The organism is Arthrobacter sp. STN4, assembly GCF_024539665.1.
GTDB lineage: Bacteria > Actinomycetota > Actinomycetes > Actinomycetales > Micrococcaceae > Specibacter.
The window spans coordinates 137,050-163,299 of record NZ_JAKZGX010000002.1; the positions used below are offsets into that span (position 1 = coordinate 137,050).

Genomic DNA, 26,250 nt, shown 5'->3' on the forward strand with positions numbered 1-26,250 from the left:
GCCCTGTGCGGCGACAGCTTCGCAGCAGCGTACAACATTTGTAACATAAGAAACATTGTTCACTCCAGTATCACCGGAGTACTCTATGTAGCAAGTTGCTCTGGGGGCGTACTTCAGGCACAAGCCTGCGCTTCGCCGTCTTCAGGCCACAATTTGTTGACCCATCGAACCGGAGAAGATTCCATGTTTTCACCTAGGAACCGGCTGGCGCGTTTTTCGACCCGAGCACTGTTGCTTGGCGCCGCCAAGGTTGCGGGTACCGGGCTGATTGCCGTCTCCGTTGCCATTACGATGGGAACATTGCCTGCCACGGCCGCCCCGTCGGATCCAGTTCCTGCAGCTTCTTCCACCGCGTCGCCCACGGCAACAGCTCCGGGTACAGACCCGGCTTCAGTTGCTACTGCGCCTGCAACTCCCCAGCCGTCGCCGAGCGCCAGCCCAACACCAAGTCCTGCCTCGACGCCAGGGTCCTCCCCTTCGGCAGCCGAAATGGCGAAGTACGGCGCATACATGGGGATAGGTCTCGTCAAAGAGGGGGCCGGCCAGCAACAATCGCACAGTGGAACAGGAACAAAATCATCCCTCTCGGCCTCGGTTGCCCAACCACTTTCCTCCGTTTCACCGGGCGGGGTGCTGGGCATGGACGTCAGCGGCTGGCAGACCTCCGACGCGGCGCACTCCATAAGTGACGTCGACTGGACTGATCAATGGAGAATGGGAGCGCGGTTTGTCTACATAAAGGCTACGGAGGGGACCTCTTTCCGCGACGCCTCGTTTTCCTCCCAGTACGTGGGTGCCTCCAGCGTGGGCATGTTGCGCGGAGGCTACCATTTTGCCCGCCCTGACCAGTCCGACGGTGCCACGCAGGCCGACTTCTTCACCAGCAACGGGGGTGGTTGGAGTGCGGACGGCAAAACCATGCCCCCACTTCTGGACATTGAAAACAACCCATATGGAGCTGAATGCTACGGCCTGAGCGCGTCGCAGATAGTTTCGTGGATCAGCGCGTTTTCCAAGGAGGTCCAGGCGCGCACGGGTCGATTGCCCATGATCTACACCAACTACTACTGGTGGCAGGACTGTACGGGAAACTCGGCCGCGTTCACCAACCAGCCGCTCCACATTGCCGCCTATGGCACATCCAGTCCCTGGATTCCGGGGGGCTGGCCAAACTACAGCGTATGGCAGTACAGCTCCAGTGGTCCTTTTGCCGGCGATTCAAACACGTGGAACGGGACGCAAACCAGTCTGAATACTTTTGCCACCAATGCTGATTCCCCTGCACCGCCGCCCGCGTCTCCGCTAGTCAACCCGTCCATTGTCTCCACTGCGGATATGGTTGCCGCCGACAGCACCGGCGCGCTTTGGGACTACCCCTCCAACGGAGCAGGCGGGTTGGAACCACGAAAGCAAATCGGCCAGGGCTGGACAGGCATGCGTTCCATCACCGTCATCGATTGGAATTCCGACGGCGTCTTGGATCTGCTTGCCCAAAAGACCACGGGCTCGTTATCGGTCTACCCTGGTTTGCCAGGTGGAGGATTCGGCGCCCCCCAGACGTTGGCCTCCTCCGGCTGGGGCGGCTACCAGTTGACGGTGGGCTACTGGCTCAATTCTGCCCCATACCCACAAATACTGACGCGCTCCGACTCGGGCGTCCTCACGCTGTGGAAAAACCCGTCCGGTGGCGGAATTGACGCCGGAACACAGATCGGCCAGGGCTGGAACTCGCTTAACCTGACGATGGTCGATTTCGACGGGGACGGCAACCAGGACTTGCTGGCCCAGGACACTACGGGTACGGTCCGGCTATACCGTTCCAACGGGGCTGGCGGCTTCATGGCCGAGACCCGAAAAACGGTTGCCACTGGCTGGAATGCCTTCACGAGCGTCACGGTGTACAGCGGTTTCGCTTTTCCCGGTTCCACCGGCTTGATCCAGAGGAATACGTCCGGCGGGATTCGTTACGTGCCTGTTCCCGGCAATTCGAGCTTCGGTACGCCATCAGCGCTCGGTAGCGGATGGAATCCGTATCTGATTGCCGGCGGCGAAAACATCAACACCAGCCTCCCCGCCACACCTGACCCGTCCATCAAGTCCGTCTCGGATGTTGTGACGGTGGATGCTGCCGGGAACCTCTGGCGCTACCCTGTTGCGAATGCCGGGCTCGGCGCGGGCACACAGATCGGATACGGGTTCACCGGCATCAAATCGATACACGTGACCGACTGGAATGCTGACGGCACCCTGGACCTGCTTGTCCAGCGCACGGACGGCCGGCTGCTGCTGTATCCTGGTGCATCCGGAGGGGGATTTACCGGGGTCCTCACCCTTGCCGGTTCCGGCTGGGCCGGCTATGACATGACCGTGGGCCAATGGATCCGCGGAGGAAGGTTCCCTTCGATTGTCGCGCAGGCCGCCAACGGATCGCTCACATCGTTCACCACCACCAATGGAACATCCCTGAGCGCCGGAACCGCAGTTGCTCAAGGCATGACCCGGATGCACCCCGTCATGACCGACTTCGACGGCGACGGCAACGCCGACATCGTGGCTGTCGACAACATCGGCCGCCTGATACTCTACAGGTCAAACGGTGCGGGGCAGCTCATTGCGGAGACACGCCCCGTTATTGGGACAGGGTGGAACGGCATGACCAGCGTTGGCCCCGCCAATGGATTCACGTCATCGGGATCGACAGGACTGCTGGCCAAGACCGGCAGCGGGAACATGATGTACTACCCGACGTCCTCTTCCCACTTTGGTGCGGCATCAACCATCGCCACCGGATGGGGAGCAAACGCTGTTGCCGGAAGCCAGGCGCTGGCGGGCCAACAAGCCCTCACCAGCCCGAACGACGTCATTTCTGCCGATGCCAACGGCATACTTTGGAATTCCGCAGCGACCGGAACTGGGCAACTTCAGCCACCATACCCAATCGGTAGGGGCTGGACGGGCCTGAAAAGCCTGCATGTGATCGATTGGAACCAGGACGGCATCCCGGACATCCTGGCCCAGTGGTCCTCAGGCACCATGACCGTCTATGCGGGTACCACAGGCCCGGGCTTTGCAGCCCCCATCACGGTGGGCACCGCAGGATGGGGCAATATCCGCATAACGACAGGGAAATGGGTGTCGGGCGCGCCGTATCCGGGGGTCCTCGGAATCAATGCCGCGGGCCAAATGTTCTATTGGGCCAACCAATCGGGAGGTACGCTTTCGGCCGGAAACCAAATCGGGACCGGCTGGGGGCCGCTGCGCATCATCATGGTCGACTTCGATTTGGATAGTCGAGCGGACCTGCTCGCCGTTGACGGGCAGGGCCTCATGCGCCTGTACCGTTCCAACGGAAGCGGCAACTTTGTGGCTGAGACCCGCCCGGTGGTGGGTTCCGGCTGGGCTGCCTTCCAGCAGTTTTCCGGAGTAACCGGCTTCACCGGCCCCGGCAGCACCGGAGTTCTCGCGGATTCCTCGGACGGATCCGTGCGGTACTACCCCATTACGGCACCACGCAGTTGGGGCGCGCCAAGCATCCTGGAACAGACGGTCTCAGGGACAACGATCAGTTATTAGACTGTGTACGTCCCGCTCCCGCGCCGCGACTACCGCGTGCCCGCAATTTCCTTGACGGCAGTTTCCCAAACCGCCATCTGCGATTCAGCTGACAACGGCCTGGCTGCAGTCTCGGCCGCACGCTTCCAGCCGTCGATGGCTTCGGGAGTCAGCGACCAGAGAGTCTTTCGCAGCGACTCCGCAGAGAAATCCTCTGTGATGGCACCGAGCCCATATTTCTCCACCAGCCCCGCCATGGCCGGCGACGGCCCCACAATGAGGCCGATGCGGGCCTGGACCGCCTCGAAAAACTTGTTGGGCAGGGCGTTCTTCAAATTAAAGTTGGTGGGCGGCAGGAACACCAAGGAGACGTCGTACTTGCTCAGGGTGGCGACCAGTTCCTTGTACGGTACAGGTTCGCGGAAAGTGATGGAAGGAACGGATTCGGCCATGGCCTTGAGCTCCGCCACATAGTCTGGTTCGTTGGGCATGACGATCATGTCCAGGGAGAGCCAGTCCGGGGCGCCCTTCATGGCCTCAATGAAATTCTCCAGTTTCCGGTACCGTTGCCCGGCGGCGCTGTGGATGAGGCGCACCTTCTCCGGTGTTGGTTCAACCCTGCCTTCAACGTACGGAGCCGCATTCGTAACAACGCCCGTCGGTGTTCCGTAGTCTTTGAAATATTCATCTGCGATGCCCTGGGACACTGAGGTTACCGATGAGGCTCCCGCAAGGTATCGGGAGCACAGCCACCGCATGAACGGCGCGATAAACAGCCGCCATTTAAGGTTGTCTTCCTTTTCGCGTGGTGCAAACTCGTGCAGGTCCGAGTGGACTCCCAGGCGCGGTTCAAGGTCCAGGGCCAGCGGCAGGGTGTTGAGGTCATTAGCCAGAATGATGTCAAAACGGCCCTTGGGCAAGAGGGCGCGGGCCGATTTCACGGCTGGGAGTCCGTTGTAAACCTTGGCATACTGGCGGCTGACCAGCCCAAGCTTGTCAGACGGCCATCCCCGGGAGTCTTCAGGGAGGGGATAATGCTCCTCCACGCCGTCAGGGGCCCCACCATAGGCGCAGGTGCTCACGCGGTACTTTTCCTTGAACAACTCCACCTGCTTCAGCACCCGGGGGTCTGATCGAATGGGGGAAAATGTCAGGATAAGCAAGGAAGGAAGCTCAGTCATGTCCTCCATTATTCCCGATGGCGCGTTGTGCCAGGACCCACGCGACGACTGACGCGGCTAAAAGACCCTGCGGAGAAGCGGCACCTTCGAGGCCAGCCACGAAATGGCAAAGCTTGCCACCAACGTGACGACATAGGCCACCGCTACTGCCGTGAGTGACCTGGCATGAAGGACGGCCGGAACATTGAGCCGAATGGCCTCGAAAATGACCAAATGAACCAGGAACACCCCAAAGGATGCATTGGAGAGCGCCACAAGCAATGCACCGGCCCTTCGCGGAATGTTGATAAATTCCACCAGGGAAAGCCCGACGACGAACACGCCAAGCGCGGCCAGGGCAACGCCCGCACCCAAATATGAAACGGAAACCAAACGGTCTGCCAGCGGCAAGACGCCCCGGTGCCCGTAATGCCAGACAGTGAAGGCGATGAGCCCCACCGTCACCATTGCTGCACCTGCAAGCGGCAGACCCCTTAACCGGACCTGGCGAAGCGCATACCCCGCCGCAAAATATCCGACATAGGGTATCCAGTACGTAAAGACATTCATCGGTATCGGCCGGGATACCCCGAAAATTCCCAAAACGCCAGGCACCATGAAGGCCACCACAGTGACGGCAAGAAGTGTACCTGCGGTTATGAGGGAGCGCCGGCGGCCGTTGGCAGTGATGAACACTGCCAACAAGGGTGCAATGGCATACAGGCCCAGGATAAGCCACAGGAAGTACATCTGCGTAAAGACCGAACTGTCATAAAGCAGTTGCAGGACCCGCGCGGTGGTTAGGTGCTCGTGCCGCATCCAGAGGCGCACGCCCACCAAGTAGACCGCATTCCAGACGATTAGTGCCGGAACCAGCCGGGCCGCACGCTTGCGGTAAAACGTGCCTGGTGATTCGCGCACCTGCCGTGAGCCGAGCAAGAGTGCACCGGATATCATGACGAAAACGGGAACAACCCAGATGAAGCCGATGTCGATGGCAGCTGCGCTCCACCAGCCACGGCCGCTCTTTGGGGCCACCCCTACGCGAAGTCCAAAAACGTGGATGGCGACCACACCGCAGATGCTGAGGACCCGCAGTACGTCAAGCCCGTAGTTGCGCTGCGCGCTTGCCTGCTCCGCACGAACGACCGTGACCGTTGGTTTTCCTGATCCGGCGTCACAGCTCATCCGGCGGCAGCTCCGTTGCTTTCAGAGGTCGACGGAGCCTCTTTCACCGACATGGACAAGGCGGCAACGGCTGGCGCCTGGGTCCGGTTGACTTCGTCCAACGCCACCCTTCGAGACAATTTGGTCATAGTGGTTTCCATGTGACGAAACCGCTGGTATGTGGTTGCCATGAACACAAGGAAACTGACGATCAGCCCGTAGAGAACCAAATCGGTTCCGCGGCCTATGCCAAAGAACCTGGCAATATGCGTCAGCATCTCCGGAAAGAAAATCGACAAGGCTGCGATGCAGGCAAAAAGCACCAGCATCATGCGTCGGATGGCCAAGTGTCGCGCATTGGAGCCACCACGCATAAGGGCGAGTGAAACGATCACAACAGCGAGGACAAGGACGATTTGAACAACAATTTGCACTATGTCACCTAAACAAAAGGTCGGCGAGGATGTTTACCGAATTCAGAAGGGACTGGCCCTTGCCCTTTGAATAGTCGGTATAGATGATTTCCACCGGTTGCTCCACCCATTTGGGCTTCATTTCAGCAACCTGGTGAACCAGCTCCGAGGCATGCGCCATACGGTTCTGCGTCAAGTGGATGCCCCGGGCCACCTTGGGGCTCAAAGCACGGAGTCCGTTGTGGGCGTCCGTCAGGGCCAATCCGGTGGCCATGCGCGACTGCACGGCCGCCGTCCGGAGCACAAGTCGCTTGGCTGGCGAGAGTTTGGTCCGCTTGTCCAGGAAACGCGAACCAAGCACAATCTCGGCCTCGCCGGACTTGATGCGCTCTGCCATAGCTTGCGCATCAACCACGCGGTGCTGTCCGTCCGCGTCGAAGGTGATGATGCAATCCAACTCGGGATCGTTAAGGGCATACTCGATACCAGTCTGAAGTGACGCCCCTTGACCAAGGTTGACCGGGTGCTGCACTACCACTGCCCCGGCGTCACGGGCCGCCGTCTGGGAGCCGTCAGTGCTGCCGTCGTCGACACAAACGACGTACGGGAACACCTTTCGGAGCCCCGTGATGACGGCGCCGACAACCGAGGCCTCGTTATACATGGGGATGACTATCCAAGTTCGACTCACCGCTCAAGTATCCCATATGCCCCAGCCACGGCGTGGCCGGCGCTTCCCGTGCTGCCTCAACCGCGGGCAGCCTCTGACAGTGCGTTGGCCATGGCGAAGGGGCCGTGCATCAGGCGGGCATCGGTGCGTCGCCGCAGCTTCCACACAGCCCTGTCGGCCTCCGGATCCGCCGAAACGATCACATCGGCGCGGCAAAAAATATTCGTCAGTTCCCGGTTCGCTTTCAGCGCACGCGCCACCCGACGGGAAGCAAGATTGTACTTCGCCAAGCGGGCCGCGATGCCCAGCGGCCCGGGCCTGGCAGCCAAGGATTCCACGAGGGCACCGAGCCGGCCCGCGGCAGGGACGCCAAGTCCGACGACGACCACTTCGTCGTGGCTGACAGGTTCCCTCACGGAGGGCCCCTGCACATAACCTGCAACACAATGGAGGGCAATACCAAAGTCTGACACGGCCTCCCTTGCTTGACGTACCAGCTCATCAATTGCCATGTCCGGCCGCTCGGCGCGGCCCAGCAGGATGGCGAGTTGAAGGGGTTCCCTCACTGTTTGCTCCTCTCCGAGGGTTGCGCAGGCTGCCCGGCCCGTTCGTCAAGTTCCGAGCGGAGTTCGGCGATTGCCGGTCGGAGCGTGGCGGACCGTTCAAACTGCTGCCCGAATTCCCATGCCGCTTCCCACTTGCCCGGGTCGGGTGCGGCGAGTTCCTTGGCGCAGGCTAGCAGCGCAGCTGCGATGCCTTCTGGTGTCAGGTCCCTGGCCTCAAACCAAAGCGGGTAGTTGCGAAGAATTGTCGACGCGGCGCTGTCTGCTGCGTGGACAGACACAATGGGCAGGCCCGTTGCAATGTACTCCGCCGTTTTTCCGCCCGTCACATACTTTCCCGGAGGGAGTATTAGCAACAGCGCATCAACTCCTTGATAGAACGTGGCAACATCGCGCTTGGAGATGGGGCCTTCGTAGGCAAGGCCCCGGTGCATGCCGGAATTGAAAATTTCCAGGACGTTTGCCGGAACCAGTCCGGTAGGGCTCAGCTTTCCGCGGAAGACTGCATGCGCCATCTGCGCATCGTCCTTGCCGAAGGCCGCGTCCCATCCCGCCAGGAACTCGGCCAAGGGAACGGCCGTGTATTGAAGGGTGCCAAGGTAGCCGATACGTGGTTCCATGGTTTTTCTGGCCTCAGGACGGCGGTGACCCGGTTGGGGGTCAAATCCGTTCGGCACCACGCGCATGCTACGGATCGTGTCGGGATACCTGCGCGCGTATTCGTCGAGTATGGGCTGGTTCACAAACCACGTACGCAGCGCCCCTTTCAGATAGCCATGTTCAAGCCTGCCCCGCTCCGATACGGTCGCGAAAATCTCAGCACCGGTGAACGTACTGAATGACCAGGCGTCCCGGTAGTCCAGGACATAGGGAACATCAGGCAGCTCACGCGCTATTTTGTACGACACATAGGGCGCCGCAGAGGCCATGACCAGGTCAACGGGGTGCTCCCGGTGAATTTGGTGCACGGCCTGGCTGGCGGGGCCAAACCACGACGCGTGAAAGTCCTCGGGAAACCCCTTGCTGCTGCGCCGACGAAAAAGTTCCTTCCAGATATAGGGTGCCTCAATCCGGAGCCTCGAATAACGCCGAAGGTCACGCCGGTTCGGTTCCTCCGAACCGCCGTCGGATACGTGGACCACGTTGATCGTGGGGTCGATGGCATCCAGCAGCCGTCTGTCTGCTCCGGTCACCTCGGCCCAGATGTCCGCGTCAACAGTGAGGACCGTAACATCCCAGCCAGCTTCTGCGAAGCCGTTCGCCACTGCCGTGCAACGGTATACCGAGGAAGCCGAGCTGGGCGGAAAGGCAAACGAAATATAAAGAAGATGGGGCCGGTTCACTTTGCCGTCTCCAACACTTTCTTGTAGCCGGCTTCGAGCCGTGGCAGCAGGGCCGCCGGGCCGTGGTTCTTGATGATGTAATTCACACTGTCGAGCCTGCAGGAGAGCGCAGGCGGGTCGGCCAGCGATTCACGCACGGCCGTGCCCACATCGACGCGAGCCACGGAAACCGTGGCAACGTCCGCCGGATACCCGGCATGCTGGTCGGCAAAGATCGTGGGAATGCCCATGCCCATGGCCTCCAACTCGCTTGTGGCCAATATCCCAGCGATCTGTCCCACGGCAATGTGGGCGTGTGACATTTCCCGAAGGAAATCTGCCTTGGGCATCTTCGGCAGAAGTTCCACGCCCATTGCACCGACCTCCGCTGCACGGTCGCCCCAGTCCAGTCCGACGATGTCAACATCCATTCCGGCCAGGGCAGCCACAACGTCGGCGGCTGTCTGCACCCAGGCGTCGCCGCCCTTTGATGCGTCCCAGCGCGAAGGGAAGAACACCCGGGGCCTGTCGGCCGGAGACCATTTGGGAAGCTCGGCGAGGTCTATCGGAATGGGCATGTATTCAGCATCGGACCGGGCACGCTCTGCTTTTTCTCGATTGTCCGGTGTGGCATACCAGACATGCCCGGCGCCATCCACGTCAGCCCGGATCGCCGCATGGTGCTGCTCTTGCCAGTAGTTTTCCCGAATGTCAGTGCCGTGCAGGGTCAGTGCATATGGCCGTGCAAACCTGCCACGAGCCCATTTTGCCCTTCCGCCCATGTTGACATGCCAGAGTTGCGTACGCGGGTATGCCGAGGCCTGTTCCAGGAGGAACCGGTAGTAGGCAGCTTTAGTGCCCCCGCGGGTCCACGGTCCCTGAATGATCTTCCAGGGCTTACCTTGTCGTTGTCCCTCCGTGACAAAGGTTTTGCCAACATCGGCGCAGTCGAAGAGTTGCGTGACCCGGATTTCCTTGTTCATGCCATACATTCTCGCATTGAACCCGCTCCCACCGGTGTCAGGCAACGCGCCCGCTGGGCCTGGGTCGCGAACTTCATCGGTCCGCGAAAGCGCACGGGCAAGGCGCTCTTCAGGCAACCCCCGTAGTATAGGAAGGATTCTTCCACTGCAGTTCTGGAGTAAAACTTGAAAAACCTGCGACGCACTCTTGGCCAACTGCTGCCGCTTCTGCCGGCCAACGCGAGAAAATTCCTGTATCTGTTCGCGTCGTTGTCTTCGGTACTGGTCCTCGTTGACGCAGGGGCCTTGGGCGTTTTTGCCTTGGTGTTGAACCAAATCATGCAATCCCAAAGTTCCGGCCACCCAATGATGCTGCCGATTCTCGGAAGCATCTCAGACAATGTCGGCCTCTTGATTCTGGTGTGCTCGGCGGCACTGATGATCATCAAGTCGTTCCTGAACATCTGGCTGCAGTGGGTCTCAACCCGTAAGTTCGCCGATTACGAGTTGGAGATCGGCACGGTCCTCTTCCAGAGCTACATCCGTGCCCCCTGGACGTCGCGCCAAAACAGGTCGACCACCGAACTAGTGCGCATGATCGATGTGGGCATAGCCAACACCATCGCCGGCGTGCTGTTTCCTGCGGTTGTCTTGCCGTCCCAGGCGTTGACGTTCGCATCCGTGCTGGTCATCCTTGTTGCTGCTTCATGGCAGACGGCGCTTATTACGGTCCTTTACCTGGGCCTTATTGCGGGTTTCCTGTATCTGTATTTGTCGAAAAAGTCCTACGAGGCGGGTAGGGTAAACCGCGATTCGGCCATGCGGATGTCAACACTGGTCTCGGAGATGCTGGCGGCACTAAAGGAAATCACGCTCCAGGACAAGGCCGAGGAAGTCGGCGCAGTCGTCCTCTTGAGCCGCGAAAAGGCCGCAAGGTCCAGGTCCAACATTCGTTTCCTGGCTGCTGTGCCGAAATTCGTCATTGACATGGCACTTATCGGGGGCTTCCTTCTCATTGGAACCGTTGGGTACTTCAACGGCGGCATCGCCGCGGCCATGACCTCGGTGGCGATTTTCGCCCTCGCCGGCTTCAAAATGGTCCCGGCTCTTACCACCATCCAGTCGCAGGTGACGCTGGTGCAGTCGACGCTTCCCTACACGGAACTTGTCATGGCCGATATTCGGGACGCCGAGGACTTCCGCAACAATGCCGAAAAACTGGGCAGGACCCCCCTCGGCGGGGAACCGAAAATCCTTGAGTTGCGCAACGTCGAATTTACCTACCCTGGCGCCACCAGCCCCGCAGTAACGGATGTCAACCTGCGAATCCCGCTCGGAACATCGGTTGGTGTGGTCGGTCAGTCCGGCGCCGGCAAGTCGACATTGATTGACATCTTCCTGGGCCTGCTGGTGCCCTCGAGCGGCACCATGACGCTCGATGACGTTCCCCTTGAAGAGGTCCTGGCAGCCTGGCGAAAGCGTGTGGGTTACGTACCCCAGGAAGTCGCAATTTTCGACGGCACCGTGGCCCAGAATGTTGCCCTCTCATGGGGTGGCGACGTCGACGAGGACCGTGTGCGCCTTTCATTGCGGCGCGCCCAATTACTTGAAACCATAGAGGCGCGCCCCAACGGCATTCATGGGCGGGTTGGCGAGCGCGGCGGCTCACTCTCCGGCGGCCAGCGTCAGCGCCTCGGTATCGCCAGGGCGCTCTACATGGACCCGCTTGTGCTTGTGTTGGATGAGGCCACCAGCGCCCTCGACACCGCCACGGAGGCTGCGGTGGCCGCGGCCATCCATGAACTGCAAGGCGATGTCACTGTTATTTCAGTGGCCCACCGGCTGTCCACCATCCGCGACAACGCGCAGGTTCTTTACATGAGCGGGGGCACGATTGAGGCCAGGGGGACTTTTGATGAAGTCGTTGCCGCAAACCCAAATTTCGCACGGCAGGCTGCTTTGGCGGGATTGACTCCCCTGGAGCCGGTGACCGAACCTGGTATGAAGTGACGGGGCGTGGCCTCAGCCGCCGGCAATGAGTGCAGCGGCAATCTCGGCGTTGGCTGACCCATCGTAGTCTCTGGCCCAAACTGCCCGTGGGTCATAACTTTGCGGTGCGGCGGCCATTACTTTGGCCAGCGCACAGTTTAAGTCTTCCCGCGTAAAACTGGCCGGAATAAGTTCACCGGTTTTAAGGTCGCGCCCAACTATTTCGGCTGTGCCGCCCACATCGGTCGCAACAACGGGAATGCCATAGGATATGGCTTCCATGATGCTTACTGGCAGGCCTTCCGACGCACTGACGTTCACGAAGGCTGTAATCCGGTGTGTCCGGTAGTACTCCATGATTTCCGGGTGCGGGGTCGCCCCGCGGATTTCGATGGACAGCCCGGGGCGGTCAACCAGGGCTGCTCGTTTGCGCAAGGCATCTTCCAACACCCCGCCGCCGAAATGGATCCAAGTCAGGGGGGAGTCGAGCTGCAGTTCCTCAAGCGACTCAAGAATCCGTTCGACGCGCTTGACTGCGATCAAATTCGAGCAGCTGACGATGGTTCGCCCGGATCCGTCAACCAGGGGACGATCTGCCTCGAGCGGCTTGGCGGTTCCGAGCCTGCTGGTAAATATCTTGCCCTCCAGGCGCTCCCCCGGGTACTTTTCCATGAGGTAGCCCCGTGCGGATTCGGAAATGGCCAGGATGCGATCAGACCTGGCAAACATGGAAGGCCGAAACGGCAGGTACCCGGATTCTTCTTCGTAGAGGTCGTATCGATGAAGCCTCAGGCTCACGTTTTTGACGTCTCGTGGCAACCATGGGACCAGCAGGCCTGCCCCCATGCCCCAAAAGGCATAGGCGCTCGTTTCGGCATTCGGCTTCGACAAGGACCGGCGAAGCCGAGGATCGCAAGCCAAGGACATTCCAACAGCCACCGCCGAGAGGAATCGGCCCACGTGTCCTGCCAGCCTCCCGGACCGAAATTCTCGCCTCACGATGCCGATTGAGCGGGCCAGCAGGGAAGGCGTGAGACAGGCCCGGACCTTGGCTGACCGGGCACTTCCATACAGATTTCCGCCGTAGACAACGTTTGGTGGCAAGTCCACCATCGGAGCAGAGGCACCCGGCGTGTAATTGAAGACTTCAATTTCATCAAAACGGGCCGCCAGGGCTGCAATTTCGCCGCCAACAAATACATGGTCGCCATGGGCGTAGGGATACTGGTTTGTCAGCAGAACAAGCCTGCGCATCATTGTCACGTTAGTCGTCCCTGAGTAGTTTGTCTCGGTTTCCGGGCCCCGACTGGTGCGAGGCATTCGTGTGCGCTAGGCGCGGGTGATCGCGGCCGCATAGGCGTCGTCGAATAGTTCACCAACGGCACCCGGTGCGAATCTGGCCCGGATGGGCGCAGCTATGGCTTCCGCCGGTTGGTTCCGGAACGCCGAGACGGCGGCCAGGACGGCCCGGCCAAGAACGTCCGGGGTGAATTCGTCGACGAGCCTGCTGTTGGCTGCGTCTGCATAGTCACTGAAGCCTCCCACCCGCGTGGCCACCACGGGGCGGCCGGCGGCAAGGGCCTCGGCCGCCGAGGTAAAGAAGTTTTCCTGGGCCGTGGGCAGGAAAAACAGGTCAGCCGCGGAGAGGTGCCCGGCCACTTCGGCCGGACGCACCGAGCCAGCCAACGTGACCTGGTCCGCCAGTCCCAACCTCGATATGAGGGACTCGCACTCCGCCCGCTGTGGACCGTCACCCACCCAGGTCAGCTGCGCCTCCGTTCCCTGGTCGCGCAGCCAGGCGACGGTTTCGATTGCGGCCAGGGGGCGCTTGCGTTCAATCAGGCCGCCGACTGCCACCAGCCGCAATGGGGAGCCGAAGTATGCGGGTGCAACGGGACCGCGGCCCTTCACCACGCAGGGAACGACCCGGGCGGCGCGGGGACGGGCGAAACGCTGCATTTCGGCCGCGAGTTGACCTGTTACACCTGTCACTACGTGGGGGAACCGGAGCACGCGGCGCACTCCCGACAATTTATCCCACAGGGACGAGACGCTGGCCGGGTTGACCACGCCGTTCCAGTGCTCAGTGTGCACCCAAGGCCGGCCGCGCCCTGCAACCGTGCGCGCCAACCAAGCCGGCAGGGCCACCAGCACTGAGGAGAACGCCATGGTGTGGACGACGTCGGCCCAGGCCATCTCCCCTGCGAGCAGGCGCTCGCAGGCGAGCACGGTTCCCGGGCGCTTGGGGTCCGCCAGTACGCGATGCACCGGCACCCCTTCCCACTCACCGTTGACGTGGCTGGGCATGGCCAGGGACGTCCCAAGCCGCACATGGACCACGCGCACGTCATGGCCCTGGCCGCGGATCGCTTCGACATGATCGGCGTTGAACGGTGCCTCGGTGGGGTTATCATCATGCGGGTACCAAGTGGCGATGGCCAGGATCTTCATGTGTTCCTTGAATGGGGTTGTTCTGGATTTCTGTGCGCTTGGAAGGTTAGGACACCAGTGCCGAGGCACTCATGAACCGTAGGGGGGCTTCCGGGTGCAGGAGCTGGGTGGCGTCCCTGGGCAGCCAGGTGCGCGGGTTCGTGAAAGTGCGCCGGAGGGTGGCCAGTGACTTCATCTCCACGGAGTCAGCTTCCCGCCGCGTCACGGCGTCGAGCAGGGCCCGGTCCGCCACCGACAGTGGACGGGCGGCCGTGGGGGCGGCGAACAACAAGGTCCGGGCGGCTGCGGCCATTTCGGCGGCGTCTGCAGCACCCCAGGTACCGGCCTCGGCACGCAGCAGCACGTGCCCGAACAGGTGGACGCGGATGAGCTTGGTCACGATCGAGGCACGTTGGGCGGGGGCCAAACCGGCAAACCAGTCCGATTCCACCAGGTCCGTGGCGAATGCCAGGTCTTCGGCCACGGGACGCGGCGTTGCCGTTACCCGGACTGCGGCGTCGTCGTGCACGAGGTACCGGGGAAGGCCCCGGCCATAGCTCACGCTCGCGCCCGAGAACCAGAGCTTGGCGGAGAAGGACTGGTCCTCGCCGGTGACGTACCGGGTGGGGAAGTCCAGGCCCAGCGAACGGACCAGTTGCAGGCGCATTATGCCCAGCGGTGCGGTGCGGTAGGTGAGGCGGTCGGCTACCGGGTCGAGCCCGGCGGTCCTGGTGCGGCGCACGACGGGCGTGTGGATCGCGGCCCCGCCGGCGTGCGCCATGGGCGCGATCAGCACGTCGGCGCCGTCCCGGACGGCAGCCTCGACCCAGCGGGCCAGGGCGTCCGGCTCCAGTGAATCGTCGCTGCCCATGATGGACACCCAGGTGCCGGTGGCCAGCGACAGTCCAAGGTTGAAGGGTCCCGCCGGGCTCTTGATCCCATCGGCATACGCCACAAAACGGACCAGGTTCCGGTGCCCGGGCGCCACGCGGGCGCGAATCGGCTCCACGTCGGTGTTGTGGCATACCACCGTGACACGCAACCGCCCGGCCGCGCCGGCGTCCGTCGGCAAACCCGAGGCCATGAGCGAGGCGACGGTGCGCTCAATGGGCCTGTCAGGGGTGTGCACGGCCACCACCACGTCGACCAGCACGGAATCCTGAGAATTGTTGTCCACCCAGTAAGGTTATCGCGGAACCAAAGGAACCAAGCGGGAACGGGAGGGCGCGGCCATGAGCCAGTGCATTGAAGTGGTCATACCGGTGCATGAGACGGCCCGGCCACTGGAAAGGGGGCTGGAATCCGTCCTGGCCCAGCGGTCCGAACTTGCCGCCCTCGGTGTGAAAATCGCGGCCACTGTGGTCTGCCACAACATCGCCACCGAGGCCATCAAGGGCAGCCTCACCCCTTCCCTGGCTTCGGACGACGCCGTCACCTGGCTGGGGCACAATGACGGCACCCGGTCCCCCGCAGGGCCGCGCAACGCGGCCTTGGACCGCAGTGCCGCCACCTACATGAGCTTCCTGGATTCCGACGACTATCTTGAACCCGGTTCCCTCGGGGCTTGGTGGAAGGTGGCCGAGGCCTTGGACGCCGCAGCCGTCATTGCCCCTCTTCGGACACCGGAGGGCACGATCCTCCGTTCCCCGCGCATCCGTCCGTCAAAACCGGCCGTGCTGGACGCGGTCAAGGACGGGCTCGCCTACCGTAGCGTGCCCTACGGACTTCTGCGCCGTTCCGCTTTGCTCGCGTGCGGTTTCCGCTACGCTGAGGGCATTACGATCGGTGAGGACCTGGAAGCCGCCCTAAAGCTCTGGTTCCGGGGTGGCCGGATCGTTTATCCGTATTCCGCGCCCGCGTACCACCAAACCGACGCATCGGGCACCACCAGGGTTACGAGCGCCATCCGCCCGCTCGCGGAGGAATTCCTGTGGCTTGACGCCCTGGTCCAGGCCCCGTGGTTACTGTCCGCTTCGGTTGTCGAACGCCGGACCATCGCCCTGAAACTGTTCCGCATCCACGGCATTGGTGCGCTGCTGCGCCGCGGCTCACCGCAATTCAGTTCCGGAGCGCCAGTTTGGTCAGAAGATGATCGTGCGGCCTGGGCCCAAGCCCGCTCGCACCTCCTCCGCTTGGCCGGCGGCGCCCTGCCGGCACTGTCGCGCCGCGATGCAGCCCTTGGCCGTGCCGCCGCCGAAGCCGGGGACGACGAGCAGTTGCGTGCCGCCGTCGTCCGATACGCTCGCGCCGGCAGGCTGGGGGAAATGGCAACGGACCGGCCGGCGGCCATGTTTTCAGCGGACTCCGTGCTCAGGCACTACGCTGCCGAGAGGCTACGAACGCGGTCCGGAGTGTTCGCCCTCGGTTAGGCTGGGACCATGCGAATTTTGAGTGTGGTGGGCGCACGCCCCCAGTTTGTCAAGCTTGCCCCGATTGCCAAGGCCATGGAGGGCCGCGCCGAACACGTCATTGTCCACACCGGGCAGCACTACGACGAACTCATGTCCGACGTCTTCTTCCAGGACCTTGGCATTCCGGCTCCGGACTACAACCTCGGCGTGGGCTCGGGAAAGCACGGTGAGCAGACGGGCGCCATGCTTGCAGGCCTGGAAAACGTCTTCGAGGAAGCCAAGCCCGACGTGGTGCTGGTCTACGGCGATACAAACTCCACGCTGGCCGCGGCCCTTGCCGCCGTCAAGATCCACATTCCCGTAGCGCACCTGGAAGCGGGGCTGCGATCCTTTAACCGGCGCATGCCTGAGGAACACAACCGGGTGCTGACCGACCACGCCTCGGACCTGCTGCTCTCCCCCACGCAGGTGGGCATGGACCACTTGGCGTCCGAGGGCCTGGCCGAGCGCTCACGCATGGTGGGCGACGTCATGACTGATGTCCTGTACAGCGTGCGGGACCAGCTCGCCGCCCAGGACCCGTCCCTGCCTGACGGCGTCACGGCCGGCAACTACTACGTCTGCACCATCCACCGGCCTGACAACACGGACGACCCTGCACGCCTGAAGGCCATTGTGGGGTCGCTGGCTGCCCTGGGCAAGCCGGTGCTGCTGCTGGCCCACCCCCGGCTGAAGGCCCTGGCCGAAAAGCACGGGATCGACCTGGCGGCGGGTTCCATAGTGATTCATGAGCCGTTGGCCTATCCGCAGCTGGTCAACGCCGTGGCCAACAGCTCCGGCGTGGTCACCGACTCGGGCGGGCTGCAGAAGGAGGCGTTCCTGCTGCGGGTGCCCTGCACCACCATCCGCCCGGAAACCGAATGGGTGGAAACGGTGGAGCTGGGCTGGAACGTACTAGTGAATGGCGACCTCGGCAAGTTGGCCGCAGCCGTGGAACGCCCTGCGCCGGCCGCTACCGACGCCGCGCCGTACGGCGACGGCCATGCCGCCCAACGGACGGTCGATGCACTGCTGGATATCTTTGCAAAATAAGCGCGTTTGCCCATGAGGGCCCCGGGCAGTTGGCCGGGGCCCTCCGCACGTCCATTATCGGTGCGCAGGCGAATGGTCATGCACACCTGCCGGGCAATTATGCATCGTGGTCCGCATGCAGAAGGTCAGCCTGCCGCGAAAACTCATCGTCACCTGTCATCCCGGCCATCGTGCGAAGCTGGCTGATGACGCCTTTATGATAGTTTGCCGGGTTGTCCCAAACTGTCCTGCCGTAGTAGGTCGGCGAATACCAGCTGGGTTTTCCCGGATTTCTATAGGCACCAAACGAGTCGCGAATACTGGATGCCCCAACATCGAACAGCCATTTGACGTGTCTGTCACCGGATATCCGGTAGTAATCATAAAGTCCGTACAACGCATAAATATGGCCGTTGACCACGTGGGCGTTCTGTTCGTCGGCAAGGGCGGCATATTCCTCATAGTAGAGAAACTTTTTGCCGTCCAGCAGCTTGACGTTTTGGAACCATGGACCGGCCTCCACCTTCGGCTGGTCATATGACTTGACAGTCGATGCCGCCATCTTCTTCCAGTGCTTGTCGCCGGTAGTCTCGTACAAGTTGACGAAAACCGACGTCATCATGCCTTGGGCCATGCCTGAATACCATGGCGTTCCAAGGCGCAGCGTCCTGACATCATGTGCAAAGCGGTACGGAAACCAAAGTGCCCCTTTGTCGTCAGTCACAGACCACTTGACCAAATAATTGGCAGTGGAGACTGCCCGGTCCAAATACTGCGGATTCTTGGATTCCTGGTACGAGGACAGCATCTGGCTGATGTACCAGGCTGAATTCACCGGGTGGTAGACGGCTTGCCCGTGCAGTTTTGTGACCAGGACGTTGTTTTCGTTGGTCTCGCCCCACCTGGTGTCCTCCAGTGGCACCACGAACCTGCCGATGTAGGGTGACGTCCCATCGCGGCTTAATTCGAAGCCTGAATGGTTGAATTTTGGGCCCCAAATGGCGTCCCTCAAGGAAAAAAGACCACCGGAAACTGCCAGAACCACCACCATGGCCACAATTCCGAGGGCAATGCGCCGACGGCGAATGATGCGGCGCCGCCTGAGCCTTCGGAATTGGGCATTGGACGCCACGGCAGTGGTCGCCGGCGTTTGAATTGTCATTTCACATTCCCCAATTTCAGTACGGCCTGGGCGGCAACCCGCCCCGATGCCGCCAGTGACGCGTTCTGAAGGACCCACCGGACCCTGGCATCCGCCGACGGCGAGCCAGCCACGACAGCCTCGTGCAAGACGGCCGACATGGCCTCGGCAACCGCCTGGACGTCGTAGGCGGCAGCCGCGCCGAGCCGGCCGGACTCGACGACGGCGGCGCCGTCGCCCTGCCCCGCGAACACCACAGGGGTGCCGCAGGCGGCGGCAGCATAGATCTTCGTGGGCTTGGCAAAGTCGTAGCCCTGGCCCGGCTTGATGCTGACCAATGCCGCGGCGGCGCCCCGTATCCAGGCGGCGGCATCGGCCGGCGGCACGACCCCGCCAAAGTGGACCGCACCCGGGATGGCCTGGGCGGCCACGGCCTTGAGGTGCCCTTCATCCGCGCCCTGGCCGAAGAACCGCAGCTCCACGTCCGGGAACTTTTCGCGGACCAGGGCCAATGCCTCGATGAAAATGGCCGCGCCCTGCCACTCGCTCATCGTCCCGGTGTACACGAAGTAGGGGTGGCCGGCGGATGCAATGGGCCCATCCGGGCGGAACACGGCCGTGTCCACACCGTTGCCGACGACCTCGATCCGGTGTGCGGGCACGTTGAAGTGCGCCACCTGGCCCGCCACCGGCTCGGAGACTGCGATGACCTTCGCGGCGCGCCGCAGCACAAACCCTTCCACGGCACCCATGAGCCTCTTGACCGCTGCGGGCACTTGCACGGCGGAAAGCGCCTCGGTCCACACGTCGGCCGCATAGTAGACGAACGGGCGGCCGCGCAACAGCGACGACAGTGCAACCACCAGCCCAGTGGTGGGCGGCGGCTCCGAAACCACCAGGTCCGCCTGGACGGACAGAAGCCGGAAAAAAGCGGGGATGTCAAAGCTCAGGTACTGCACATAGCCCCGGACGTTGCCGCCCCGATCCCGCAGAACGGGCCAGCGGCGCAGCCCGTACCGGGGCTTGAACACTCCCGATCCCTTGGGCGCCTTGGACGTGATCACTTCCACCTCGGCCCCCTGCTCCACCAGTCCGTCAACCAACGCCTTTAAACGGAAGGCCGCCGCCCCCACTTCCGGCGTATAGAGCCGGGTGGCGACGACGACCTTCAACGGTTTTTGTGCTGTCACTAAGACGGGATCCTGACGATGGCGCCGGTACGGGAGGATTCCAGCACGGCCTCGGCCACCACCAGCGTGTCCTGGCCTTCGGCCATGGTGACAACGTCGGTGCGCAGCCGCAGCACGGCGTCACGGAAGGCCTCGTGTTCGGTGCGCAGCGGCTCGGGCTTGGCGATGGCCAGCCGGGTCACGTTGCCCTCGGAGACGCCGCGGAACGCTGCCATGGAGTCCCACTGGGTGGCCACGGTTCCGTTTTCGTAGAAGGTGAGGTCGGCGGTGACGGTGTCCGCCACAAACGCGCCTTTTTCACCCGTGACGATGGTGAGGCGTTCCTTCATCGGGGACAGCCAGTTCACCAGGTGGTTGGTGATGATGCCATTCTCCAGCTTGCCGGTGGCGGCGACCATGTCCTCGTGCGGGCGTCCGCTGCGGGTGGTCGTCTGGGCGAAGATCGACTCGAAGCGGCTCTGGGCCAGCCAGGCGGTCAGGTCGATGTCGTGCGTGCCGAGGTCCTTCACGACGCCGACGTCGGCGATGCGGGACGGGAACGGCCCCTGCCGGCGGGTGGCGATCTGGTAGACCTCGCCGAGTTCGCCGTCGGCTATGCGCTTGCGCAGCGACTGCAGCGCAGGGTTGAAGCGCTCAATGTGCCCCACGGCCCCGACCAGGCCCTTGGCAGCAAAGGCCTCGACGAGACGCTGGCCGGCCGGTACGCTGGCCGCGATGGGCTTCTCCACCAGGGTGTGGATTCCCGCCTCGGCCAGGGCCAGGCCCACTTCCTCGTGCATGCCGGTGGGCACGGCGGCGACGGCCATGTCCAGGCCGGCGGCAATGAGCTCTTCGACGCTGTGCAGAACGGGAAGGTCCTTGGCGACGCCGTGGGGGTCGCCGAAGGCATCCGCCACGGCCACCAGGTCCACGCCCTCCACTTCACGGATGACCCGAGCGTGGTGGCGTCCCATCATGCCCAGCCCGATGAGTCCTACGCGCAAGTTCGCCATGCTTTAGGCACCTGCCTTGACGAGCGTGTTCACGGCGGTGACGATGCGCTCAAGGTCGTTCTGGGTCAGTGACGGGTGGACCGGCAGGGAAAGGACTTCCTTGGCTGCGATCTCCGTGTTGGGCAGGTCCTCGGTCCTGTTGAAGGAGGGCAGGCGGTGGTTCGGCACCGGGTAGTAGACACCTGAGCCGATGTTGTACTCGGAACGCAGGCGCTCGTGCAGCTCGTCCCGGCCTTCCGGCACCCGGATGGTGTACTGGTGGTACACGTGCTCGGCGCCCTCGGCCACCTTCGGGGTTCCCACACCTTCGAGGTTGGCGCTGAGGAAGGCTGCGTTCTCCTGGCGCTGCTTGGTCCAGGCTTCCACCTTGGTGAGCTGGACGCGGCCGATGGCTGCGTGTAGGTCCGTCATGCGGTTGTTGAAGCCCACGAGTTCGTTTTCGTACTGCTTCTCCATGCCCTGGTTGCGCAGAAGGCGCAGGTTCCGCTCAACGGTGGCGTCCGACGTCGAGACCATGCCGCCCTCGCCCGAGGTCATGTTCTTGGTCGGGTACAGGCTGAACATGGCGAACTTGCCGAAGGTGCCCACCTTCTTGCCGTTAAGCGCAGCGCCGTGGGCCTGGGCTGCGTCCTCGTACAGGTCGATCCCGTGCTTCTCGGCCAGGGCAGCAAAGGCTTCGGCGGCGAAGGGGTGCCCGTAGAGGTGCACCGGCATGATGCCCTTGGTCTTGTCCGTGATGAGGGACTCGACGTGGGCCACGTCCAGCGCGTAGTGGTCCAGTTCAATGTCGGCGAAGACGGGCGTGGCGCCGGTCAGGGCCACGGAGTTGCCGGTGGCGGCAAAGGTGAAGGACGGGACGATGATCTCGTCGCCGGGGCCGACACCGGAGGCCAGGAGGCCCAGGTGCAGGCCCGAGGTCCCGGAGTTCACGGCAACGCTGGCACGTCCATCCAGGAGCACGTGGGAGAACTCGGATTCAAACTCGGCCACCTGCTTCCCCTGCGCCAGCATGCCGGTGGCCATGACGGCGTCGACCGCTGCCCGTTCCTCGGCTCCGATGATGGGTTTTGCTGCGGGAATGAAGTCCTGGCTCATGCGTTGTCCTCTGCCTCTTTCAGGGAAGTTCCATCTTCAATATATTTGGCCCCGGTTTCCGGGCACACCCAGAAGCCGCCGTCCGCCTTGAGGGGGAAGCCGGCCTTGCCGACCCATCCCAGGCGGCGGGCTGGTACGCCTGCCATGAGGGCAAACGCGGGGACGTCCTTGGTGACCACGGACCCGGCCGCGATGGTGGCCCACCGGCCGACGGTCAGCGGCGCAATGCACACGGCGCGGGCACCGACGGAGGCGCCGTCCTCGATGGTGACCCCCACGGGGGTCCAGTCGTGGGCGCTCTTGAGGGAGCCGTCCGGGCTGACGGAGCGCGGGTAGGTGTCGTTGGTGAGGACCACGGCTGGGCCGATGAAGACGCCCTTTCCGAGGACGGCCGGCTCGTAGACCAGCGCGTAGTTTTGGATCTTGGTGTTCTCGCCAATTTTGACGCCGGTGCCGACGTATGCGCCGCGGCCGACTATGCAGTTCGCGCCGAGCTCGGCGTCCTCCCGGACCTGGGCCAAGTGCCAAATTTTGGTGCCTTCGCCAAGGACTGCCTGCTCGGCGACGTCGGCGCTGGGTGCTACATAAGTCATGCTGGTACTCCTGGTCACATACGGATGCGGACGGGCTGTGGTTACCTATGCCTTGCCAATGACACGGTAGGTGACGCCGTCCCACTGGTCGGCTGAACTTACCCGGCGGCCGTCGATGAACACCTTGACGCCGGGCAGGTCTGTCGGTGTGAGCTGACGGTACTCGGTGTGGTCGGCCTGGACGACGGCCGCATCAACCGGCTCGCCCAAATGGTAGGCGACGAAGCCAAGCTTGTTCAGCTCCGCGTCCGTGTACATGGGGTCATGGACCAGTGCGGTCCCGCCTCTGGTCGCGATGGCCTCGACGGCGTCGAACACGCCGGAAAAGGCGGTTTCCTTCACCCCTCCGCGGTAGGAGGCACCCAGCACGACGACGCGTGCCCCGGCGAGGTCTCCATAGGCACCTTCAAGCAGGCCGATGGTGTAGTCGGGCATGTCCGCGTTGGCGGCACGCGCGGCACGGACCACGGTGGCTTCCGGGTCGTTCCACAGGTACAGGCGCGGGTAGACCGGGATGCAGTGGCCGCCGACGGCGATGCCCGGCTGGTGGATGTGGCTGAACGGCTGCGAGTTTGAGGCTTCGATGACCTGGTAGATGTCGATCCCCGTTGTCGCCGCGAAGCGGGCAAACTGGTTGGCCAGGCCGATGTTGACGTCCCGGTAGGTGGTTTCAGCGAGCTTGGCCAGTTCCGAGGCTTCCGCGGAGCCAAGGTCCCACACGCCGTTGGCGCGGTTCAGGTCAGGGCGGACGTCAAAGTCCAGCACGGAATTGTAGAATTCGACGGCCTTGGCGGCACCCGCATCGGACAGTCCACCCACCAGCTTGGGGTACTTGCGCAGGTCCTCGAAGACCCTGCCGGTCAGGACGCGCTCGGGGGAAAAGACCAGATGGAAGTCCTTTCCTTCGACCAGGCCGGATCCCGCTTCCAGGGCCGGCTTCCAGCGGCTGCGGGTGGTGCCGACAGGCAGGGTCGTCTCGTAGGACACGAGCGTGCCCGGTGTCAGGTGCTTGGCAAGCTCGGCCGTTGCGGCGTCCATCCAGCCAAAGTCCGGCTTGGCGTCCGAGTCGACGAAGAGCGGGACCACCAGGACCACCGCGTCGGCTCCAGGGACCGCCTGGCCGTAGTCCGTCGTGGCCCGCAACTTGCCGGCCGGCACCAGTTCGGAGAGCAATTCCGGCAGGTGGGCTTCTCCGGGGAAAGGTTCGGTGGCGGCATTGACGAGGTCCACCACGGCTTGGTTGACATCCACACCCACCACGTCGTGGCCCTTGGAAGCGAACTGGACGGCCAGTGGCAGGCCGATCTTACCGAGTGCAATGACAGCAATCTTCACGTTTTAGTAGCCTTTACTTTTCGATCTTGGCGGCATGGGGCGGTGCAGCCGTGGACCACGCATTGTTATTAGAATATCCGCAGTTTGCGGGCCGGACGCGCACCATGAGAGCCGGGCCACGTCGGGCCGTGCCCGGCTGCGCCTTCCCAACACTAGATCTGGCGTTCAATGTACGGCGCCAAAAGCTTCGAAAAATCACCGTTGAGGTGGTCCGCGTCGTAGTAGACGGCGACGTTCCCAACCACGGCATAACACCGGCTCGAATCGCAGAAGTGGTCGGTCAGGTCAATCAATTTCACCTTTGGCGATTTCATGGACCTTGCCGCGGAAACCAATGGGTCCGCCGGCTGGGCAACCGCACGCGGAACTGCACACTTGAGCGGCCGTGCCGGATTGAGCGCCACGCACTGCGGATCGCGGACGTAGCCGTTCAGCGGCGGATCGGCCATGACGTACACGGTGCTGCCGGCAGCGGCCCAGCGGCCCCAAAACTTCGGCAGCCCGGCGCGGTACTGTGCGTCCTGGCTCCGTCCCGAGCCGTCGTCGACCGTTTCTTTCCGGGCAAAGACGGAGTAAAAGACCTTGTCGGGCTTGTCGGCCGCAATCATGTTGGCGATGGACCGGGCACCGGCCATGCAGGCTGCGTTCCCGGCTGGATCACCTTTGCCGCGGTACCCGGCAAAAGTGACGTCGGCCACGGGGCACCCGCCCAACAACGAATACGTCAGCTTCCAGTGGTTCTTCCTTGCCAGCACCAGAAGTGCAGGCTTCCACTGCTCGGCGTGGGAGTCCCCGGTCAGCCAAACCGTGGTTGCGCCCTTCTTCCCGCCGGAGAAGTCACAGACGGCGACGGCCTTGATTCCCGCCCCCTTCCGGTTGGGGTCGGTGGCGCATTCGGGGGCCGAGGCGTAATACCGGTTCCCGGGGCCCATGACCGTGACGGCAGCCGGCCCGAGCGCGTCGGTGCACCCCTTCTGGGCAGGCAACGCCGCCGGGCCGAGGCAGGGGCGGCCCATTTGCTGTTCCTGCACCGCCTCTGCCCGGCTCTCCTGCAGGGCGCCGCCCCACGTCATGCCGCCGGCCAGGATGGCAAGCATGGCAAGGCCCGCCCCCATGCCAAGGAATGTGCCCCGCGGGCGCTGCCCCAGGATCTTCCAGGACTTGCCGCGGTCCTCCACCAGCACCTTGGTCAGCCAGGCAAGTGGCACACAGACGGCAATGATGCCAATTTTCACCCACGCGTTCAGGGGTGCCAGCAGGACGTAGGGTGCCACGACGATCATCGGCCAGTGCCACAGGTAAATCGAATAGGAAACATCGCCCACAAACTGCACCGGCTTCCATGCCACGAAAGGATGGAAGGGAACGCGGGTCCGGCCCGTCCCGCCGGCGATGACGGCGGTGGCCCCGATGACGGGAAGGAGCGCCGACCATCCGGGAAACTCGGTCTGGGGGCTGAAGGTCAGGGCGGAAGCTGCAATGGCAAGCCATCCAAGCACCGCCAACACGTCAGCGGCCAGCCGGGGCAGGGCAACCTTGGCCGCGGCAATGGCCAATATCCCGCCGGCCGCGAATTCCCATACCCTCACAGGGGTGACGAAATAGGCGGGGTTTGGATTGCCCGCGGTGAAGATGATCGAGTACACCAGGCTGGCCGCCCCCAGCAGGGTGATTCCCGTCAGAATCGTCCTGCGACGGGCACCCAGCCGGGCACCCAGGCGATACAGGCCAAAGAGCGCCAACGGCCAGAGGAAGTAGAACTGTTCTTCCACAGACAGGGACCAGTAGTGCTGGGCGATGGTTGCCTGGTTGTTGATCGCCGAGTAATCGATGGACTGCCCGGCCAGGGACCAGTTCTCAACGTAGAAGGCACTGGCCATCACTTCGCGTGCTGTGGGCTGCCATTCCGAATACGGCACCCAGATGGCGACGGCCACCGACCCGGCGGCAAGCACGATGAACGCGGCGGGCAGCAGCCTCTTGATCCGCCTGGCATAAAACCGGCCAAAGGACAGGGCTGACGTACCAAAGATCTCCTTGGCCAGGTGCGATGTAATCAGGAAGCCGGAGATGACAAAAAAGACATCGACGCCCACGTAGCCGCCGGTGAGCCGGTTGGGCCACAAATGCGTCAGGACCACCATCGTCACCGCCACGGCTCGAAGCGCCTGGATGTCAGGACGGAACCTGGCCCGTCTGGCTCCCGCGCGGGACTGCGGGCTGGATTGGGTTTCCCCTATGACGAGGTTCAAGC

The 26,250-nt window shown here is 62.9% G+C and carries 22 protein-coding genes; 4 read left to right on the forward strand and 18 right to left on the reverse strand.

Going from position 1 to position 26,250, the window contains the following annotated elements; genetic code table 11:
* Positions 1–113: 113 nt before the first annotated feature.
* Positions 114–512, reverse strand: coding sequence for a hypothetical protein (locus tag MMF96_RS02885; RefSeq protein ID WP_176615427.1), 399 nt, complete (start codon positions 510–512; stop codon positions 114–116).
* On the opposite strand from MMF96_RS02885, the gene MMF96_RS02890 reads away from it, so the two are divergent.
* Entirely contained in the window at positions 490–3,573 is a 3,084-nt protein-coding gene (locus MMF96_RS02890; protein WP_256882512.1) for a GH25 family lysozyme, read from the forward strand. The genes MMF96_RS02885 and MMF96_RS02890 overlap by 23 nt on opposite strands.
* A gap of 29 nt (positions 3,574–3,602) precedes the next feature.
* Here the strand turns inward: MMF96_RS02890 and MMF96_RS02895 are convergent, their stop codons facing one another.
* The 7 genes from MMF96_RS02895 to MMF96_RS02925 all read right to left on the reverse strand — a co-directional run bounded on the left by MMF96_RS02895 (position 3,603) and on the right by MMF96_RS02925 (position 9,830).
* A complete protein-coding gene (locus tag MMF96_RS02895; protein ID WP_176615429.1) occupies positions 3,603–4,733 on the reverse strand; it encodes a glycosyltransferase family 1 protein in 1,131 nt (376 codons plus the stop codon).
* A gap of 57 nt (positions 4,734–4,790) precedes the next feature.
* Positions 4,791–5,900, reverse strand: a complete 1,110-nt coding sequence (locus MMF96_RS02900) for an acyltransferase (RefSeq protein ID WP_256882513.1) — start codon at positions 5,898–5,900, stop codon at positions 4,791–4,793.
* Positions 5,897–6,313 carry a DUF2304 domain-containing protein gene (locus MMF96_RS02905; protein WP_176615431.1) on the reverse strand — a complete coding sequence of 139 codons (417 nt, stop codon included), beginning with the start codon at positions 6,311–6,313 and terminating at the stop codon, positions 5,897–5,899. The genes MMF96_RS02900 and MMF96_RS02905 overlap by 4 nt, the downstream gene beginning before the upstream one ends.
* Before the next feature lie 4 nt (positions 6,314–6,317).
* A complete protein-coding gene (locus tag MMF96_RS02910; protein ID WP_176615432.1) occupies positions 6,318–6,956 on the reverse strand; it encodes a glycosyltransferase family 2 protein in 639 nt (212 codons plus the stop codon).
* Between the two features lie 83 nt (positions 6,957–7,039).
* Positions 7,040–7,474 (reverse strand): hypothetical protein, encoded by a 435-nt coding sequence (locus MMF96_RS02915; protein WP_256882514.1) that lies wholly within the window; start codon positions 7,472–7,474, stop codon positions 7,040–7,042.
* A gap of 50 nt (positions 7,475–7,524) precedes the next feature.
* Positions 7,525–8,790: a glycosyltransferase gene (locus tag MMF96_RS02920; RefSeq protein ID WP_256882515.1), complete on the reverse strand. Its 1,266-nt coding sequence runs from the start codon at positions 8,788–8,790 to the stop codon at positions 7,525–7,527.
* Positions 8,791–8,864: 74 nt separating this feature from the next.
* Complete coding sequence (locus tag MMF96_RS02925; protein ID WP_176615435.1) at positions 8,865–9,830, reverse strand: hypothetical protein; 966 nt, start codon at positions 9,828–9,830, stop codon at positions 8,865–8,867.
* 165 nt (positions 9,831–9,995) lie between these two features.
* Here MMF96_RS02925 and MMF96_RS02930 point away from each other — a divergent pair, with 165 nt between their 5' ends.
* Complete coding sequence (locus tag MMF96_RS02930; protein WP_256882516.1) at positions 9,996–11,819, forward strand: ABC transporter ATP-binding protein; 1,824 nt, start codon at positions 9,996–9,998, stop codon at positions 11,817–11,819.
* Between the two features lie 12 nt (positions 11,820–11,831).
* Here MMF96_RS02930 and MMF96_RS02935 read toward each other — a convergent pair whose 3' ends face one another.
* From MMF96_RS02935 to MMF96_RS02945, 3 genes are all read right to left on the reverse strand, one after another.
* Positions 11,832–13,055: a glycosyltransferase gene (locus tag MMF96_RS02935; RefSeq protein ID WP_256127686.1), complete on the reverse strand. Its 1,224-nt coding sequence runs from the start codon at positions 13,053–13,055 to the stop codon at positions 11,832–11,834.
* A 72-nt stretch (positions 13,056–13,127) separates the two neighbouring features.
* Positions 13,128–14,249 carry a glycosyltransferase gene (locus MMF96_RS02940; RefSeq protein ID WP_256882517.1) on the reverse strand — a complete coding sequence of 374 codons (1,122 nt, stop codon included), beginning with the start codon at positions 14,247–14,249 and terminating at the stop codon, positions 13,128–13,130.
* A gap of 46 nt (positions 14,250–14,295) precedes the next feature.
* Positions 14,296–15,405: a glycosyltransferase family 2 protein gene (locus tag MMF96_RS02945; RefSeq protein ID WP_256882518.1), complete on the reverse strand. Its 1,110-nt coding sequence runs from the start codon at positions 15,403–15,405 to the stop codon at positions 14,296–14,298.
* A 55-nt stretch (positions 15,406–15,460) separates the two neighbouring features.
* Between MMF96_RS02945 and MMF96_RS02950 the strand changes: the two genes are divergently transcribed.
* Together MMF96_RS02950 and wecB are read left to right on the forward strand one after the other, a co-directional pair.
* The gene (locus tag MMF96_RS02950; protein ID WP_256882519.1) at positions 15,461–16,597 is read left to right on the forward strand and encodes a glycosyltransferase family 2 protein; all 1,137 of its coding nucleotides are present in this window, start codon (positions 15,461–15,463) and stop codon (positions 16,595–16,597) included.
* A 9-nt stretch (positions 16,598–16,606) separates the two neighbouring features.
* Positions 16,607–17,671, forward strand: coding sequence for a non-hydrolyzing UDP-N-acetylglucosamine 2-epimerase (gene wecB, locus MMF96_RS02955; RefSeq protein ID WP_176615441.1), 1,065 nt, complete (start codon positions 16,607–16,609; stop codon positions 17,669–17,671).
* Positions 17,672–17,768: 97 nt separating this feature from the next.
* Here the strand turns inward: wecB and MMF96_RS02960 are convergent, their stop codons facing one another.
* From MMF96_RS02960 to MMF96_RS02990, 7 genes are all read right to left on the reverse strand, one after another.
* On the reverse strand, positions 17,769–18,812 hold the full coding sequence (locus MMF96_RS02960) for a D-glucuronyl C5-epimerase family protein (protein ID WP_256882520.1): 1,044 nt from the start codon (positions 18,810–18,812) through the stop codon (positions 17,769–17,771).
* Positions 18,809–19,981, reverse strand: coding sequence for a glycosyltransferase family 4 protein (locus tag MMF96_RS02965; RefSeq protein WP_256882521.1), 1,173 nt, complete (start codon positions 19,979–19,981; stop codon positions 18,809–18,811). The genes MMF96_RS02960 and MMF96_RS02965 overlap by 4 nt, the downstream gene beginning before the upstream one ends.
* Positions 19,981–20,973 (reverse strand): Gfo/Idh/MocA family protein, encoded by a 993-nt coding sequence (locus MMF96_RS02970; protein WP_176615444.1) that lies wholly within the window; start codon positions 20,971–20,973, stop codon positions 19,981–19,983. Before MMF96_RS02970 ends, MMF96_RS02965 begins: the two co-directional genes overlap by 1 nt.
* Positions 20,974–20,976: 3 nt before the next feature.
* On the reverse strand, positions 20,977–22,068 hold the full coding sequence (locus MMF96_RS02975; protein ID WP_256882522.1) for a DegT/DnrJ/EryC1/StrS aminotransferase family protein: 1,092 nt from the start codon (positions 22,066–22,068) through the stop codon (positions 20,977–20,979).
* Entirely contained in the window at positions 22,065–22,661 is a 597-nt protein-coding gene (locus tag MMF96_RS02980; protein WP_176615446.1) for an acyltransferase, read from the reverse strand. The genes MMF96_RS02975 and MMF96_RS02980 overlap by 4 nt, the downstream gene beginning before the upstream one ends.
* Positions 22,662–22,706: 45 nt before the next feature.
* Positions 22,707–23,996: a nucleotide sugar dehydrogenase gene (locus tag MMF96_RS02985; protein WP_256882523.1), complete on the reverse strand. Its 1,290-nt coding sequence runs from the start codon at positions 23,994–23,996 to the stop codon at positions 22,707–22,709.
* A 152-nt stretch (positions 23,997–24,148) separates the two neighbouring features.
* Complete coding sequence (locus tag MMF96_RS02990) at positions 24,149–26,248, reverse strand: acyltransferase family protein (protein WP_176615448.1); 2,100 nt, start codon at positions 26,246–26,248, stop codon at positions 24,149–24,151.
* Positions 26,249–26,250 lie beyond the last annotated feature (2 nt).

Coding starts and splice junctions, on each gene's coding strand:
- MMF96_RS02960 (WP_256882520.1), bottom strand. CDS start 18,812: ATGACAATTCAAACGCCGGCGACCACTGCCGTGGCGTCCAATGCCCAA.
- wecB (WP_176615441.1), top strand. CDS start 16,607: ATGCGAATTTTGAGTGTGGTGGGCGCACGCCCCCAGTTTGTCAAGCTT.
- MMF96_RS02910 (WP_176615432.1), bottom strand. CDS start 6,956: ATGTATAACGAGGCCTCGGTTGTCGGCGCCGTCATCACGGGGCTCCGA.
- MMF96_RS02900 (WP_256882513.1), bottom strand. CDS start 5,900: ATGAGCTGTGACGCCGGATCAGGAAAACCAACGGTCACGGTCGTTCGT.
- MMF96_RS02950 (WP_256882519.1), top strand. CDS start 15,461: ATGAGCCAGTGCATTGAAGTGGTCATACCGGTGCATGAGACGGCCCGG.
- MMF96_RS02975 (WP_256882522.1), bottom strand. CDS start 22,068: ATGAGCCAGGACTTCATTCCCGCAGCAAAACCCATCATCGGAGCCGAG.
- MMF96_RS02925 (WP_176615435.1), bottom strand. CDS start 9,830: ATGAACAAGGAAATCCGGGTCACGCAACTCTTCGACTGCGCCGATGTT.
- MMF96_RS02885 (WP_176615427.1), bottom strand. CDS start 512: ATGTATGCGCCGTACTTCGCCATTTCGGCTGCCGAAGGGGAGGACCCT.
- MMF96_RS02895 (WP_176615429.1), bottom strand. CDS start 4,733: ATGACTGAGCTTCCTTCCTTGCTTATCCTGACATTTTCCCCCATTCGA.
- MMF96_RS02935 (WP_256127686.1), bottom strand. CDS start 13,055: ATGATGCGCAGGCTTGTTCTGCTGACAAACCAGTATCCCTACGCCCAT.
- MMF96_RS02915 (WP_256882514.1), bottom strand. CDS start 7,474: ATGGCAATTGATGAGCTGGTACGTCAAGCAAGGGAGGCCGTGTCAGAC.
- MMF96_RS02980 (WP_176615446.1), bottom strand. CDS start 22,661: ATGACTTATGTAGCACCCAGCGCCGACGTCGCCGAGCAGGCAGTCCTT.
- MMF96_RS02890 (WP_256882512.1), top strand. CDS start 490: ATGGCGAAGTACGGCGCATACATGGGGATAGGTCTCGTCAAAGAGGGG.
- MMF96_RS02970 (WP_176615444.1), bottom strand. CDS start 20,973: ATGGCGAACTTGCGCGTAGGACTCATCGGGCTGGGCATGATGGGACGC.
- MMF96_RS02940 (WP_256882517.1), bottom strand. CDS start 14,249: ATGAAGATCCTGGCCATCGCCACTTGGTACCCGCATGATGATAACCCC.